The sequence below is a fragment of the Plantactinospora sp. CA-294935 genome, from assembly GCF_050936445.1.
GTDB lineage: Bacteria > Actinomycetota > Actinomycetes > Mycobacteriales > Micromonosporaceae > Plantactinospora.
Window position 1 is genome coordinate 9,935,708 of record NZ_JBNJMU010000001.1, and the last position, 15,805, is coordinate 9,951,512.

Annotated in this window: 12 protein-coding genes and 2 pseudogenes; 7 read left to right on the forward strand and 7 right to left on the reverse strand. The window is 67.6% G+C overall.

Annotated elements, in window-relative coordinates; genetic code table 11:
• Window positions 1-154: 154 nt before the first annotated feature.
• The 4 genes from ACQEVC_RS43065 to ACQEVC_RS43080 form a co-directional block, all read right to left on the reverse strand.
• Window positions 155-4,573, reverse strand: coding sequence for a LamG-like jellyroll fold domain-containing protein (locus ACQEVC_RS43065; RefSeq protein ID WP_432889967.1), 4,419 nt, complete (start codon window positions 4,571-4,573; stop codon window positions 155-157).
• 1,190 nt (window positions 4,574-5,763) lie between these two features.
• Window positions 5,764-6,351 carry a radical SAM protein gene (locus tag ACQEVC_RS43070; protein ID WP_432889969.1) on the reverse strand — a complete coding sequence of 196 codons (588 nt, stop codon included), beginning with the start codon at window positions 6,349-6,351 and terminating at the stop codon, window positions 5,764-5,766.
• Between the two features lie 87 nt (window positions 6,352-6,438).
• Window positions 6,439-6,618, reverse strand: a complete 180-nt coding sequence (locus tag ACQEVC_RS43075; protein ID WP_432889971.1) for a hypothetical protein — start codon at window positions 6,616-6,618, stop codon at window positions 6,439-6,441.
• 316 nt (window positions 6,619-6,934) lie between these two features.
• Window positions 6,935-8,734, reverse strand: a complete 1,800-nt coding sequence (locus tag ACQEVC_RS43080; protein WP_432889973.1) for a CocE/NonD family hydrolase — start codon at window positions 8,732-8,734, stop codon at window positions 6,935-6,937.
• A gap of 285 nt (window positions 8,735-9,019) precedes the next feature.
• On the opposite strand from ACQEVC_RS43080, the gene ACQEVC_RS43085 reads away from it, so the two are divergent.
• Both ACQEVC_RS43085 and ACQEVC_RS43090 read left to right on the forward strand, forming a co-directional pair.
• On the forward strand, window positions 9,020-9,583 hold the full coding sequence (locus ACQEVC_RS43085) for an RICIN domain-containing protein (RefSeq protein WP_432889975.1): 564 nt from the start codon (window positions 9,020-9,022) through the stop codon (window positions 9,581-9,583).
• A 528-nt stretch (window positions 9,584-10,111) separates the two neighbouring features.
• A pseudogene (locus ACQEVC_RS43090) lies at window positions 10,112-10,429 on the forward strand (transposase); the annotation flags it as partial.
• A gap of 181 nt (window positions 10,430-10,610) precedes the next feature.
• On the opposite strand, the pseudogene ACQEVC_RS43095 reads toward ACQEVC_RS43090, so the two are convergent.
• From ACQEVC_RS43095 to ACQEVC_RS43105, 3 genes and pseudogenes are all read right to left on the reverse strand, one after another.
• Window positions 10,611-10,952, reverse strand: a pseudogene (locus tag ACQEVC_RS43095) (transposase family protein); the annotation flags it as partial.
• A 366-nt stretch (window positions 10,953-11,318) separates the two neighbouring features.
• Window positions 11,319-11,672, reverse strand: a complete 354-nt coding sequence (locus ACQEVC_RS43100) for a hypothetical protein (protein WP_432889977.1) — start codon at window positions 11,670-11,672, stop codon at window positions 11,319-11,321.
• Window positions 11,673-11,706: 34 nt separating this feature from the next.
• The gene (locus tag ACQEVC_RS43105; RefSeq protein WP_432889979.1) at window positions 11,707-12,105 is read right to left on the reverse strand and encodes a hypothetical protein; all 399 of its coding nucleotides are present in this window, start codon (window positions 12,103-12,105) and stop codon (window positions 11,707-11,709) included.
• 158 nt (window positions 12,106-12,263) lie between these two features.
• Between ACQEVC_RS43105 and ACQEVC_RS43110 the strand changes: the two genes are divergently transcribed.
• From ACQEVC_RS43110 to ACQEVC_RS43130, 5 genes are all read left to right on the forward strand, one after another.
• Window positions 12,264-13,004: an ISAs1 family transposase gene (locus tag ACQEVC_RS43110; protein WP_432889981.1), complete on the forward strand. Its 741-nt coding sequence runs from the start codon at window positions 12,264-12,266 to the stop codon at window positions 13,002-13,004.
• Window positions 13,005-13,087: 83 nt separating this feature from the next.
• Complete coding sequence (locus ACQEVC_RS43115; protein WP_432889983.1) at window positions 13,088-13,567, forward strand: hypothetical protein; 480 nt, start codon at window positions 13,088-13,090, stop codon at window positions 13,565-13,567.
• Between the two features lie 461 nt (window positions 13,568-14,028).
• Window positions 14,029-14,469, forward strand: a complete 441-nt coding sequence (locus tag ACQEVC_RS43120; protein WP_432889985.1) for a hypothetical protein — start codon at window positions 14,029-14,031, stop codon at window positions 14,467-14,469.
• Complete coding sequence (locus ACQEVC_RS43125) at window positions 14,394-15,110, forward strand: integrase core domain-containing protein (protein WP_432889987.1); 717 nt, start codon at window positions 14,394-14,396, stop codon at window positions 15,108-15,110. The genes ACQEVC_RS43120 and ACQEVC_RS43125 overlap by 76 nt, the downstream gene beginning before the upstream one ends.
• Complete coding sequence (locus ACQEVC_RS43130) at window positions 15,103-15,531, forward strand: hypothetical protein (RefSeq protein ID WP_432889989.1); 429 nt, start codon at window positions 15,103-15,105, stop codon at window positions 15,529-15,531. Before ACQEVC_RS43125 ends, ACQEVC_RS43130 begins: the two co-directional genes overlap by 8 nt.
• Window positions 15,532-15,805: the final 274 nt, after the last annotated feature.

A 15,805-nucleotide genomic window follows, 5' to 3' on the forward strand; every position in this document is an offset into this window, starting at 1 on the left:
GCTGAGCCATTCCCTCACCGGTCTGCCTCGTGAGCCGCTGCGAGGTCTGAGACTGCTTGAACACGGGATCCTCCGCGATCGGGCAACAATGTCGTTGACGCTGTCCGGTAGGGCAGCGGGCCGGGACGATATCCGCAAGGGTTACGAGACGCGATCAGCTTGGCGGCATATCGACGGCGTGCTCGTCGTGGAGAGTCTCCACTTGGGCGTCGGTCATCGCGCCCTGATACACCCGCAGGTCCTCTATACCGCCGAGCCAGTACTCGGGTTGAACGGGATTCGACAGCGCGCGCCCCACCTGCAACGGCCCAGTTGAAGCCATCGGCGTCCACGGCAGCAACGTCATCCCCACCGGCTGCCCGTGCACATACAGCCGGAGCTGGCTCCGAGCAGCGTCGAAGACGCCAACGAGATGAACCCAGGCATCGTCTTCTGCCGGAATCTGAGACTCCACGGACGCCTGAAGGCTTGCCGAGTTGTCCTCGTCGTTGACGATGAACTGCCACTCGCCGCCATCGTCTGGCGTGTACTTGAGCGAGAACGCCGACATGCTGTTTCCACGCTGCGACAGCACCGTCTGCTCGCCGACGTCACTATCACGGTAGGCCCAGACAGAGACGGTGTAGGAGTCGTCGGTACGAAGCGGCGTCCCGTCCTGCCACACCGGAGCCTGCAGCGACCCGCTATTGCTCTGCGTCCAGCCGTACTCAGTGGTACCCATGCCAAATCGCGGGTCATACGGGTCCAGATCCCACGTGCCGTCGAGCAGCAACCCGAGATCCCGCGGACCCTGACCGACATTCACTCCCTGTGAAAGAGCGAGTCGACGTCGGAACGGACCACTGTCGAGTGCCTGGCACACGTCGGGTTCGACAAGCGGCTCATAGCAGGGAAAGGCGTCCTCGAAGGTCCAATCCGCGACCTTGGTGGGGATCAGGACGCCGGGGTGGCTGACGCCGCTGGAGGCCGGGTCGTCCGCTAGCTGGCCGGTGAAGTCATGTTCGACCAGTGTCCGGTCGAACACCTGGACGTCGGCGATGTCGCCCTTCCACCAGGTCGTCTTCGATCGTCCCACCCACACCGGGTGTGCGGTGTCGTTGAACGTCGCCACCCCGTCGAGGCGTTCTTCGACCATGCCGTTGCCGTAGAGGATGAGGGTGTCGGCGGTGCTGTCGTAGGCGACGGCGAGGTGGGTCCACACTCCGGTGGCGGGCACGGTCGTGGACCGGATCTCCGACCAGGTGACGGTGCCCGTCGCGGCGGACGGCAGCCGGGCCAGCCACCGGTCGCTGCTCTGCTGGTACATCAGCCGCAACGATTCGTTGCCGTTGGCGTCCTTGGCCAGCACCGTACGGTCGGCCGACTTGTCAGCCAGGTTCACCCACGCCGCGACCGAGAAGCTCTCCGACGTGTCCAACGCCTGCGCCTCGGCCTGCAGGTACGACGAGGTGCCATTGAAGGAAACCGTCTGCCCGCCGACCAGACGCGCGTCGGCCCGCCACGTCACGTTCGACGCCGTCAAATCGGTGCGCCCGTCGTCATCGGCGGCGGGTCGGTTGTCGGCCAGCGCCTGCGCCTGACTGCGGCCCGGATAGGTCTCCAAACCCCACGACGCCGTCGGCAACGACGGCCCGACCAGGCCAAGGGTGTTGGACGCGAGGTGCCCGAGGTTGCCGGTGGAGTCGATGCCCCGAACCCACAACGTGTTCTGCCCGTAGCCGGGCACCATCACCGTGACCTCTGCGGTCTTCTCCGTAGTCCCCACGGCGGGAACTTCGCCGAAGTTGGCGGTCGGCAGGACCGCGAGCACATCCCGCTTCCCGTCCCCGGTGAAGTCCCCCGGGGTGACGAGCCCGGACACATCCGCCCAGCCGGTGGCGACCACCTCCGACTTCCCGGTGACCCATCCCCCGGCGCTGTTGCCACGTGTCATCCTCAGCGCGTTGTCACTCTTGTGCCGGTACAGCAGGTCCGGCTTCCCGTCACCGGTGAAGTCCCCCCGACCGGCCAACAGCTCACACGAACCCCAGTTGCTGCCGATCTGCTCCGACCTTCCCGTAACCCAACCACCCGTACCGTTGCCCCGCACCAGGTACAGGGCCGCGTTCGCCGAGCTGCGGTACAGCACGTCCGGCTTACCGTCACCCGTGAAGTCCCCCGGGGAAAAGATCCAGTTCGCGGCGGACCAGGCCACGCCGACCTGCACCGCGGCACTCTCCAGACCACCACCAGCGGCACCACGCCGCATGTACAGGTTCAGGTCGCTGGGATTGCGGTAGAGCAGGTCCGGCCGCCCGTCACCGGAGAAGTCACCCGGGGAGAACAGGTACTGGGCGGTCGACCAGTTCCCGGAATCGAGCGTCTGCGGCGGGCCGGTGAACCCTCCCCCGCCGTCGCCGGCCACCACCTGCAGGCTGTGGTCGGTGGCGCGGCGGAACACCACGTCGGGCTTGCCGTCACCGGTCATGTCACCGGGACTGAACACGGTACTTCCGTCGACCTGCCAGCCGACCGCCGGCTCCGACCAGGTGCCCGCCAACCCACCGGTACCGGTACCCGGATGCGCCCGGACCCGGGCCGTCGCCGCCGGATCACCGGTCCACGAGTACCGGAACTTCGTCACATCAGCCGCACCGCCACCACCGACCCTGAGCTGGAACGTGACCGGGGTACCCGGACCGCCCACCTCGCCCGGGGGTGTGATCACCGGTGCCGGCGGGCCCTCGTTGTCGACCGTGAACTGGCACCACACCGACCAGCCGCTCCACTGCAAATACGGATCCACCGCGGTCACCCGAAACGCGTACGTCTTCGCCGCCGTCAACCCGGTCACCGACACCGTCGTGGCCCGCCCACCCGCCGGCGCCGACGCCGTCGGCGGCCGCGGCAACCGCGACGGGAACGCATCCGTAACAAGGCCGATACCACCGGCCGGGACCTCGACCCACTCATACGTGCCGGTCAGCGACTGCGTGGTGTCCGCATCCGGGTAGACAGCCGAGAACGTCGGCGTCAACGTGCCGATCCCGACCGCACCCGACGCCGAACACGCCACCCCCGCCACCTGCAAACCCGTCGGCTTACCCGGCCTCGAGTCGTAGTCGACGATCAGCTTCGCGTCCGCCGGCACGAACTTCTTCCACCGCTCCAACGTCCCCTCATTGGCACCATTGCTGTCCCGAGCAGAGAAACCCACCGTCCACGTGGTCGCCCGCCGATCCGCCACATCCTGGACCTTGTCGATCACCAGCGACGAATCGAAGTTCATGGGCATATCCGGTTGGAGGACGCCGCACCCGCCCGCCTCGTTCGCATGCCCAGGAGCACCATCCAGCAGCGTGCCGAGCGTCATCTTCGACCAGGTCGCCTTCATCGCATGATCGATCACCGGCGTCTGATACATGTACGCCCACGTGTCATCACACGAGTACGAGTGCGTCAGGTTCATCTGCACATAGGCGTCCTCGATGTGCTTACCCGCCAGCGACACACCGTTGCCGGTCGTCGGGAACTGGAAGAACGACCGGAACACACTCCCCACACACGGCCCCTCCGGGCTGTAACCCATCCGCGCCACCGTGTAGTCAGCGTTCGAACATCCGTCGTCGGTCGCGTACGCCCACCGGTTCTGCCGCACCGACCACGCCGGATCGATGAACACCGGAAACTCCTCTGGAGCACCAGCCAGCATCCCGGCATCCGGCGTCAACACCAGGTCACCCTCGTCCGTCACCGCCGCCCGCACCGGCGCCATCTCCGCCCCACCAACCGGACCATCAGCGGTCGACTCCCCCAAAGCACCCGCCGATCCCCGACTCGCCGGAGCCGTCGGGCTGGCCGAGTTCCACATCACCGCCGGCTCCGCCGACGCCACCACCCGCGCATCAACCTGAGCACGTAGCGACCCGTCCGGCAGACCCGCCGCCCTGGCATCACCACCGAGGTCGAAGTGGATCTGCCGCACCGCCGGGTTCGCCGCCGCCTGCGGCGTCTTGACCACCAACAGATGCGAGAACCCGGTCCGGGTCGCCTGCACCGTCAGATCCACCCCCGGCAACACCTCGGCATAGGTGGCGGTGTCACCCGACACCGACGGCACCGGCAGACCCGCCGGCCACCCGACCGTGAACGTGCGCCCCTCTCTGGTCAGCGACACCAGAGGGCTGGTACCACCGTTGGAGAACGTCACGTCAGCGACCGACACCGCCGGCCGCAACCGACCATCCCCACCCCGCGACAACCGCAGGTCCACATCCGCCCAACTACCGTCCGCCCGCCGCGCCCACAACGGCACCACCCCGGACTCGAACCTCAGCCCACCATCCGGCTGCGCCACCACCCGCGCGAACTCCGAGCGCGACGACCCCACCACCACCGGCCCGTCACACACCTGCGCCGCCGCCACCGCCAACGCCTCCGACGCAGCCTCCGCCACGCAACCCGGCTGGGCCGACACCGGCCGCTCGCCAGCGGCGACAGGCACCAGCGCCGCACCCACGACCACGGCCACTACTGCGGCGAACCGGCGTCGCCACCTATCGCGCGCCCACCAAAGACGCAGCAAGGTCGACACACGACCAGAAACCACCACAACCCCCCGTGATCATGACGTGACAGCGCGCAGACTCTATAAGCTTCGAAGATCATCTGTAAAGAGGCGTTACAACTGGTAACCACAAACCGGGCAACGCAACACCAGCCACCCCCGCCCCGGCACCCACCGCAGTCCACAAACCAACCCGCACCCTCACCAGACACACCTCGGCCCGACTCACGAGCGGATCGACGACCACCGGCGAGTTACCGGTGGCGCGCTGTGCGGGTGGACCAGGACGCCCGCGAGGCGGACAGACGCGGTGGTCACGAGCGTGGTGTCATTGTCGACCCAAGTCGGATCGCATCCATGATCTGCGTCCACGAGTGTGTCCGGACTCCAGCGCCGCGAACGAGTACGGCCGGTCGGGAATCATTTGGGCCTGCCCCTTCGCCCGGCTGTAGGGCGGCAGAACAACCGAGCCTCCGAGGTCGACGCGTCCGGGCGTAGCCAGTTTCTGACATCGACCGCCAGGACGATCCGGCCATCCGTGGTCCTTGGAAGCGCAAGCCGGGTCAGAGCGTGTCAACGCCGGCTGGACTTTTCATGCGGAGCCGACAGAGCGGCCCGCAACCGTGCCAGATCGATCCGGCCGGCGTTCAACCCGTTACGCAAGGCCTGGCAAACCCCGTCGATACCGAGCCGTCGCGGGGCCGCCGTAAATGATCATGTGCTCCCAGTTTGCTCCCACCGTAAGGAGCAACTACGAAATGGCTCGTTACCGAATCTTCGGTAACGAGCCATTTGACCTGCTTATATAGCTGGTGGGCGATACTGGGTTTGAACCAGTGACCTCTTCCGTGTCAACACGGTCCATCAGACGCCGTGACCTGCCCGGACGCCGTTCAGGCAGGTCACGGCGTCTCCCTTGAACGCCGCTGGCATCCGTTCGACGCCGTTCACGCCCGGCCGCCGCACCCCGTGATCCAACGGGCCAGGCGGGTGGGCGGGGAGCACCGCACCGGCAACCACCCAACCACGCCGACGAACATCGCGGGATGCTCCCCCCACCCCATTTCCGCACCTGAGCAGCGCAAGTAGTGTTCAGGTCAACAGTTATGTCTCCACCCGCGGCATCGCCGTGGTTACCTCGCTCCCCGCACGGGCCCTTCCGGCTATCGCTCGTCGAGATCGGAGAGTAGGTCGGGGAGGTTCGAGGTTGCTGAGGCTCAGATTGTCGGTGATTCGTGTCCGCATGCTGCCGCCTCTAACGCGCCCGCTTGGCGAGGCGAGGGAGTCGGCTGGGAAAGAATCCTCAGCATTAAGGGAATCTTCGATCTGTTCGTCTCACAGGAAGAATCTATCCACCGGCGGTGCCCGTTGCCCCGACGGTTGCCGTCCAGGCTGATGCCCACCCTGACTTCGAGGTCCCGCATCCGGTCCAGCATCTTGTCGGTCAGCAGTGTGCCGTTCGTCTGCATCCGGAACGTCAGGTCGACCTCGGTGGGAACGGCGCGCCTGACGGCGTCCACGGCGTGCGCGATGCCGTCGAGGCCGGCCAGCAGCGGCTCGCCGCCGTGCAGGACGACGTTCACGGCGGGCAGGTCGTGCGTGCCGACGTGCTCGCCGATGCGGCGGGCCGTCTGTTCGACGGTCGCCGCGGGCATGCCGCGCGGGCGGTCCCGCCACAACCGGTCCGCCATCTCGTAGACGTAGCAGTAGTCGCACGAGAGGTTGCACCAGCCGTGCACCTTGAGGATGAACTGCTGGAAAGGGTACGGCTGCCAGCCGCGGCCATCCACGAGCCGGTGGGCCACTCCGCCAACACCGTCATCTGCCCTCCTCGGCGAGGTGGTGGGCCGTTCGCTTCGACGGCCCACCAGCGTCGCGCTCGCGCGCCGGAATCAGGTGTTCTGGAAGCCGACGATGCGGAGAGTCGCGAGCCGGCCCATGTCCCTGGCGGCCTGGACCGCGACGGCGAGTACGGAGTCCTCGGAGACCATGACCTCGGCAAGGTCCATCTTGTCGATGGAGGGCAGTACCGATGCGAACGCCGCCGCCTTGGTGGCGGCCTCGACGGGCATGCTCTCACCCGCGAGGCCGACCCCCGACGGCTGCCGCGGTGGCGGCCAGTGCGGCGCCGCCGATAGCCACGGGCTTCTCGATGTTCGACTTCATGCTGGGCGACCTCCTCGCGATCCTGTTGGCACTTTTCCGACGCCATACGGAGGCTCGACCCCATCGCCACTTGATCGGCATCGGATGGTGCCGGCAACGCCCTGGCCAGCGCCGGCGCCCCGCCAGTCCGCGGCCCGACCGGCCGCGACCGGCAGAGTCGCGGGAGCCGCACACGGTGGAGGCCGCACCGGCGAGATGCGCGGTGCGGCCTCCGGGGGTTGGTCAGTGGTGCTTCGAGACGCGCAGCGGGAAGGTCGGGGCGCCGACGGTGTCGAGCGTCGTGGTGTTCGCCGCCAGGTAGCTGTCCAGATACGGCGACCGGTCGCCCTGGGTGGGCGAGTCGAACCGCGGATCCTGGACCGCCAGGCCGAGCCGGGCGTCGGTGACCGTGACGGTCTGGCCCGAGGGGGCCGGGCGCCAGCCTCGCGAGGTGATGGTGCCGATCTGGACCCCGAGCCGGTGCCCGCGCTCGAAGGTCCAGTCGTTCGCCTTCAGCGGGAACCGCGTGGACCCGTCGCCGTCCAGCGCTGCCACCATCTCGTTGAACATCGTCGCCCGGCCGTCCGGGGCGACGTCCCACAGCCGCACCCAGACGTTGCCCGCCCCCTGCGTCTTCAGGGTGATCTCCGGGGTGCCCGTGACCCGCACCCGCTTCGTTGCGGCCGTGGAGAAGGTCCAGTAGCTGTTGCCCGGGGCGTCGGCGGCCAGCGCACCCGCTCGCGAACCGGCCTCCGGCGCGTGCTCGATGTCCCAGCCCGCGGTCATCGGCTCGGCGGTCCGCTGCGCCGCCTGGCCGCCGTCGTCGACGTACCGACCGGGCGACAACCGCGCCGTGTACGAGTCGTGCGTCACCGGCCACGTCGACTGGGCGCGCCAGTTGCCGAGACTGTCCGCGACGGCGAACGCCGGGTCCTTCACCGACGGTGCGATGCCCCGCAGGTGCAGGTCGTAGAAGCGCATCACCTCGTCGAACCAGCCGATCCGGCCCATCTTGAGCCGGCCCTCGTCGTCGGTCTCGTTGCCGCGGACGTGTTCCCAATGACCGAGCCAGCCGCGCTCCGGGCCCTTGTGGTTGGCCAGGTACTGCTGCATGTCCTCGGGCTTGGTGTTGGGCTCGATGAAGCCCGACGTGACGAACAAGGGCGTGCGGGTGCCGGCGGCGCGGGAGGCGAAGTCACGGGAACGCCAGTACGCCGAGTTCGGGTCGCGGTTCTGGGTGTCGGTGTTGTTGGCGATTTCGCACTCGGGGTGGCTCTTCTCCCACTCCGCGTTGGCCTTGTAGCGGTCGCTGTCGTCGGGCAGCGGCGCCATCGTCGCGATCGAGTAGTAGCCGCGCGGGCTGCTGGTCGCGTTGGAGCGCGGCACTCCGTTGCTGAACAGGTAGTTGTACCTGTCCCAGGTCGGTTGCTGGGCCACGATCGCCCGCAGCGGCTTGAGCTTGAGGACGTTGGCCGCCAGTCCGGTGTTGGCGTCGTACGACTTGCCGTACATGCCGACCTTTCCCGTCGACCACGGCTGGCGCGCGGCCCACTCGACGGCCGCCTTGACGTCGGCTTGCTCGCCCGGGCCGAGGAAGTCCAGGCAGCCCGTGCTGCCGCCGAAGCCGCGCAGGTCGACCATCACGAAGGTGTAGCCACGCTCCATGAGCCGCGCGCCGTCGATCAGGTCCTGGAAGCGCCCCGACGGACCGACCTGGTCGAAGCCGCCGGGAGAGGTCTCCCCGGCGTGCGCGAAGTACGGACCCACCGACAGGATCACCGGCGTCTTCGCGTGCGCCGGCAGGTGTGCCGGACGCAGCACGTCGGCGTGCAGCTCGACGCCGCTGCCGTCCGACGACGGGAAGTACGCCTCCGTCCACGCCGCCCCTTCGGGGACCCGTGGGTTTTCCTCGTGGGTGATCAGCGCGCCATCGGACGTCGATGCGGCCTGTGCCACCGAGGGTAGGCCCGTGGTGAGGCTCGCGATGATGGCCAGCGCCCCCGCCGCCGCGACGGGCCGGACCATCCTCCTCCGAACGGTCACTCAACCTCCACCTAACTCCAGACGAGGCCGCCTGGTTGGCCATTGATGCTAGCGATCATTGGCGGCCACGTATCCCACAGTTACCTCGCCGTGACCTCAGGACCACCGCCGGCACAACCCCGAACCCGCCGCGATGCTGCCGGTGCCGGGCTGGTCGGGCCGGCGTTCGCGGGCGAACGCGCCGGCCAGCGCGTCGCCCGCCGCCGCCGGCGCCGATCAAGCGTTGCTGGGGACGCTCCGCCGTACGGTGCCCGAAAGTGCCCCTCTAGCAAGAAGGAGTGCATCGTGGGCACCACCAGAGCACTGCGCTGGGTGGCGGCGGTCGTCTTGGCGGCGGCCACGAGTGTGGTCGGGCTCGCCCAGCCCGCGTCGGCCGCACCGGTGATCGACTACATCGGACCGTTCTACAATCAGCACACCATGGACGTGGGTCTGGTCAAGGCGATGGCGGTGCTGAACGCGTCGACCGGGAACACCGCGCCGATGATCCAGGCCCCTTACACATCCGCGGCGCCGCACAACGACCGGATCATCTTGGCACGGGAGTCGATCGCTAACGTGTACCGGCTCAAGCCGCAGCACACGTACAGCAACGACGGCAACGTGCACAACGACAAGTGCCTCGCGGTGAAGAACGCCGGCTTCGGCAACAACGTCCCGATCGTGAACGCCACCTGCACCTACGACGGCATCAACAACGACGTCTGGCACGCGGTGGTCAGTTGGACGACCGAAGGTGACTACCTCCAGAACCAGATGACCGGGAAGTGCATCACCACGCAGAACGCGGCCACGAACAACGCTCCCCTGAGCACCTTCGACTGCAACGGCGGCCACAACGGCATCTAGATCTGGCCGTAGGCGGGTCGTCCGCTCGCGACAACCGGCGCGGTCGCGCTTGCCCGGGTCCCCGGCACGGGGACCCGGGCGGGTCGGGTCTCCTACGGTCGGACCGTCACACGGTCGCAGCCGTAGAACGCGACCATCGCGTCCGCGACCCGCAGGCGTCCGTGGACGCAGCCGATGGTGTCACCGACCACGAGCCCGTCGGCCTTCGGGGCGAAGTGCAGCTCGCATCGGTGTCCTGGTCACGGGTGCGCTCGTCCAGCTCCTCGACGTTCTCCGGTGGACGCGGCCGTGCCGCTCGCCCGCACCCCCGCCGGCCAGGACGCGTGCCGGCGAGCCCAGCCACAGCGTCGACTAGATACTCCAGCCGTACCTGCGTCTATCGGTATTTCCGCAGTTCGAAGGCATGATCGGTGCCGTGTCAGTGGCGATGCGCCAACTGTCGGCATCGATGTTATGCACCGGGCTGGCCGGGTGGTCGCACTTCGTGTCTGATGCCTCTGGTGGCGAGCCGGGCAAGCTATCGCGCTTGTGTTGGTCGATCAAATCGTCGGTTGGCGGGCGGCTCTGGATGATCTGCTGGCGCGGTTCGCGCACCGGTTCGGGCGTGCGCAGCCGCGCAAGCAGGCGTTGAGCTACCTGGTCGGGTTGTTGTCGCCGTTGGCGGCGAAGAACGGCTGGACCCTTGCCGAGGCCGCCGGCGACGCGACGCCGGACCGGATGCAACGGCTGCTCAACCGGTCGTTGTGGGATCCCGACGCGGTCCGTGACGACCTGTTCGCCTACGTCCGTGAGCATCTCGGCCACAACGACGGCGTCCTCATCGTCGACGAGACCGGCTTCCTCGAGAATCCCCGTGGCCGACGCGGCCGTCCTGGAGCGGGGAAAATGGGTGTGGCGGCCGGTCATCGACGTCGTCGCCGTTTGGCGCTACGAGCCCGTTGAAGAATCGGACGCGGAGCTGTGGGCAGGTGCCCTGGACTGTCGCTGCGAGCACGTGAGTCAAACTCTTTAGCTGAATCGGCTCCCACCGGCCGGCCAGTTCCCGCACTACCGCACCAACCTGCACGCCGAGCCGGGGCGTGCGTCGCTGATAGCGTTCAAGGACTCCGGGCAGCTGCTCGCGGAAGGTCTGGCGGCAGCCTCTGGTCGGGCAGACCAGACGACGCACCCGTACCCGGATAGCCACCCGGCGGGCGTCGACCGGCACGTCAGCGAGGGTCCGCTGGTGATAGCCGTGCACCCGACCCGTCTCGGCGCCGCAGCCGACGCAGGACACCATCCGCGCTGGAGTCCGAGCCCTTACCAGGATCCACTCGCCCTGGTCCACCACATCCTCGATCACCAGCGGCGACAACCCTGAGAACACCATCGCCACAACATCATTGGCCTCTCGCACGTGAGATCAACGACCCCAGTCACGCTTCGTCACCACCGAATGTGAGACAGAGCCGTTCCTGGCACAGTCCCAACCTGGCGGTGGACAGCCGCGAGCGAGCGATCCCACCGGTCACCTCGACCAAGCCTGGCCGGGCTGCGGTCGTACTTCAATGAACAAGTAGCCGCAGAGTGGGCGGCGGCCGGCTGCGCACGGGTCGCAGAGCGTGGCGGCGTGGGGCTGGCGCGCAGCGTCCGATCATGCAGAAGGGCGGATGCGGCAAGTTCAGTCGAAGTCTGCGGGGTAAACCTACGCGGGCGGTCAGGATCCCGTGACGCAATGGAACGCGGGGGAAACCCGTCACAGCTCAAACGGGTCCCAGTGAGTGGCGTATCGGAGCAGGGACAGCGCCAGGTCGGGGTGCGCGGCCGCCCAGCGCGTGTCGAAGAGGAACAGTTGCTCGTAGCCGAAGAAGTCGTCGATGTAGCGGGCGGCTTGGGCGAGATGCTCGTCCACCGCGACGCGGGCCGCCGGCGGTGGCTCCGGCAGCTTCCATTGCAGGATCTGCTCGTGCCTGGGTGCGGTCCACTCCCCGAAGATTGACAGGTCGTAGGGTTCGAGGGCGACGTAACGGTCCATGGCGGGGCCGATGCTGTGGTCGCCGGGTCCAACTAGAGAGCGCAGCAGGTCGGCGTCGAAGCGTTCTCGGGACACGGGGTCGTCGATACCGCGTATGTGGTCGGCGAGTTCAGGCAGAGTGACGCCGGGAAAGACGGTCACTCCCCCGCTGGTCCAGGTTCGTGCCGTTGTCTGCGGTGTGCTGCCAGCTAATGCGGACCGCGTAGACGGAGTCCGAACCAGGGCCAGGCGGGCCGACAACGCGGAGCACCAGGTCAGGGGTGAAGGTCGCGCCGGACGCGGCGGCACCGGACGGCAGCGGCCAGGTGCCGTTCACGAGGTACGCGAGCCGGTCGGGGTGGGCGTCGACCGCCTCGTCCTCGAGGAAGAAGTAGGCCAGATCTACCTCGTCGTCGTTGGTACGCACCCGTAACCCTCGCTCATCGAGGCGGATCGGGTCGTCAGACTCGACCCAGAGGTGCTCGTCCAGGAGTTCGCGCAACTCGTCGAGGGTCTGGCGGGTGGTCACCGGCGCTGACTCGGAGACGTTCGACGCTGCGGTCGGCGCGTGGCTGACCCGGGGCCTGTCCGCGGTGACGGAGGCCACCGACGCCGCCGGCGGTGACGACGGGCCGGTGCCACTGCCGCAGGTCCGGCTGGACGGCAAGACCGCCCGCGGCGCTGTCGATGCCCGGGGCAACCAGCTACACCTGCTGGCCGCCTTGGTCGGCCGACCGGGGCAGACCACGGTGGTCGCGGCCCAGACCGAGGTGGGCGCCAAAACCAACAAGTGCCAAAGCCGTCGACGTACTCCACCGTGTGGAGCTGGCCAACACCGTGTTTACCGCGGACGCATTACACACGGTCAAGGCCACCGCCGACTACGTCCACCGCCGCGGCGGGTTCTTCCTGCTCCCGGTGAAGCAAAACCGCGCCGCGCTGTACGCCGCCTGCGACACGCTGCCCTGGGCGGACACTCCAATCGCCCACCAGCACACCGACATCGGCCACGGACGGATCACCCGCCGCACCATCCGGGTCTTGCCCGCCCCCCCGACACGCTGCCATTTCCCACGTGCAGCAGGTGTACCTGATCGAACGCTACGTCACCGACACCGCCGGGCGATCCCCATCGGCGGCTGCCGCGCTCGGCCACCAACCTGCCCCGACCAGGCCAGCCCCACCCAGCTGACCGGCTACGTCAAAGACCACTGGGGCGTGGAGTCCCTGCACTGGCTACGCGACACCTGCTACCGCGAAGACGCCAGCCGGGCATACACCCGATCCGGCCCCAGAATCCTTGCGTCCCTACGTAACCTCGCCATCGGCGCGTTGCGCCTGGCCGGCCGCCGCGACATCACCGAAGCCACCCGATGGGCAAACCGCTACATGAACAGGCCATTCACCATCCTCGGCCTCACACTATGATCTTGAAGCAGCCATGACCAGATCACAGACGCCGTGAAACCAGCACTCGCAGTATGCTCGTACCTCTGCACGGCGGAGGTGAGATGCGCGGCGCAGTCGGCGATTACCCGAGCAAGCGGCTGGGTCATCAGGTACGCGTGGAGCGTCTGGGCAACAAGACGATTCACACCTACGTTACCTTTCCCATTCCGGCCCGCAGGCCGGCTCATGGCACCAGCGTGTCAGAGCTGAGCTGCGGCGAATGCGGTACGCGCTTGCGCGTTCGGGTCCGCAATGCCGCAGGTACGAGATGGGCGCGCAGGGTATGGCTGACCGCGGCGGTGCCCAGCATCCTCCTCACCGCCGCCGCCATCTTCGTGTTTGTCCAGTTCGACCGTCCGCCTCCGGACAACAGGCCCTACGTCACGCCGCTGTGGGTCGAGCTGTCCTTCATACCGGCCGGTCTCGGGATTGCCGCGTTCCTGCTCTGCGTCCTCATGTGGTGGCACACAGACGGAGTCAGGTTGATATCCAATCGGGGCTGGGAACACCAGCTGGTCTATGCCAAGCGCAGGAAGGGCTGAGCTGGTGGATCAGCTCACCCCGGACCGGTCGGCCAACACCGGTGGGCCGGGTTCGATCTGGGTGATGCCTGGGCTCATCTGCGCACCGTGGTGCCCTCAGCCCATAGATCCGGTCGAGCAACTGGGTGTCGTCCCCGCGCGGGGCGGACATGACAGACTGAGGCACGCGAAGCTCCGGGGACTGTGGTAGGACCCCTTGTCATACCGGGGCTTCGCCTTACTCCACATGCGACACGCTGCCGCCGTGCCCTTGATGCTGAACGTCACTACCGGCCGCTCACCCTATAGATCATCGATCTTGAAACAGCCGTGCGCGAAGCCCTTGCGGGTGCCGAAAACCTCGTCCGTCCTGGTCACGACCTTCTTGACCACTGAGATCAGAGCTCGCCTGCAGCCTTGATCCCGCCCGGCCCGGGCGCGGCGGGTGGTCGACGTTAAACGGCGCGCGAGGATGGCCTGTTGTGCTGTTTCGACTGGCCTACCTCGGCGTGACCAACACCCTCGCGCTCCTGCGGCTACTGCCGATGAACGACCGGGACAAGGACGCCGAAATCCTCGCGCTGCGCGACCAGCTCACCGTCCTGCAGCGGCAGCTGCACGGCGAGAAGGCCCGGTTCACAGGGGCCGACCGAGCGTGGCTGGCCGCTCTTCTCCACCGGCTACCCCGCGACGTCTTGCGCAACCTGCGGCTGCTGGTTCGCCCGGAGACTGTGTTGCGCTGGCACCGTGACCTGATCGCCCACCGGCATGCCAGAATCTCCCGACCCCGGCAGGCCGGACAGCGCAGGCCGGACAGCCACGAACCGTACGATCAATCCGCCGGCTGGTGCTGCGCCTGGCCCACGAGAACACCACCTGGGGCTACCGCCGCATCCACGGCGAACTGCTCGTCCTGGGTGTAAAGACCGCCGCTTCCACCGTCTGGGAGATCCTCCAGCAGGCCGGGATCGACCCGGCACCCCAACGCACCGCCACCACCTGGGCAACATTCCTTCGCTCCCAGGCGCAGGCCATCATCGCCGCCGACTTCTTCGAAACCACCACCCTAACCGGCGCCCGCCTCTACATCCTGGCCGTCATCGAACACGCCACCCGCCGAGTCCGCATCCTCGGCGCCACCGCCCACCCGACCGCAGGCTGGGTCACCCAGACCGCCCGGAACCTCATGATGGACCTCGAAGACACCGGATGCCAGGTGAGATACCTGATCCGGGATCGAGACGGCAAGTACCCCGCCCTGTTCGACGCCATCCTCGCCGACGCCGGAATCACGGTCGTGCGCAGCGGGGTACGGATGCCACGCATGAACTCGATCATGGAACGCTGGATCCAAGCCTGCCGCCACGAACTGCTCGACCGGACACTGATCTGGAACCACGCCCACCTGATACACGCACTCCGCGAGTACGAACACCACCACAATCAACATCGGCCACACCGCGGCATCACCAACGCCCGACCGATGCGCCCCCTTCCCGAACCGCTCACCGACTCGGCGGACTTCTACCTGAATACGAGCATGCCGCCTGACCAGCGTGGATGAGCTTTTCGGCACCCGCACCGTCAGAACATCGTCGGACACCGCGGCCGGGCTGCCCGCCCAGACCAGCGACTTCAGCCACGTAGGCCGGACCAGCGTGAACCTCGACCTCGACATGTTGCGCGGCATCCTCAGCCTGCATCAGAACGGATTCAACTTCCGGGTGACCGCGATCGCCGGAGGCAGGCACGGCGCGACGTCCCGGCGCTACCTCGGGAATGCCTTCGACGTCGACACCATCAACGGCGCCCGGGTGAACACGAGCAACCCGTTCAACCAGGCGTTCAAGGACGCCTGCCGAGCGTACGAGGCGACGGAGGTGCTGGGGCCGGGCGGACGCCGACCATGCCACGCACATCCACTGCGCGTGGCCTCGGTAGTGGCCCGGACCTCCGGACGGAGGCGGGCCGCAGCCCACGGGTGAGCGCCGCGACGGCGTATTCCCCAACAGCGGCGACGGCGGTGCGAGCGTCCGGCCCGGATGCTCGCATCGCCCGCTGGCTTCGGTACGAGCCTGGAGGAACTGGTCGAGGTGTCGCCATTCCACGAGGATGTATTCACTCCACGCCGCGATGGCTCGCTCGTACATGGGGTGCCATACTCCGGGGCCTGCCGCACTCGATATGACACTGCAGAGAGGAAGCGGCGCTTATCAGGTGAACGCGGCCCGTTGGGTGTACCCGGCGCTCTTACGCTGA

Bases quoted from the DNA above. Each gene is read 5' to 3' on its own strand.
- ACQEVC_RS43110 (WP_432889981.1), top strand. From the start codon at position 12,264: ATGCCCGGGGCAACCAGCTACACCTGCTGGCCGCCTTGGTCGGCCGAC.
- ACQEVC_RS43115 (WP_432889983.1), top strand. From the start codon at position 13,088: ATGCGCGGCGCAGTCGGCGATTACCCGAGCAAGCGGCTGGGTCATCAG.
- ACQEVC_RS43075 (WP_432889971.1), bottom strand. From the start codon at position 6,618: ATGCCCGTCGAGGCCGCCACCAAGGCGGCGGCGTTCGCATCGGTACTG.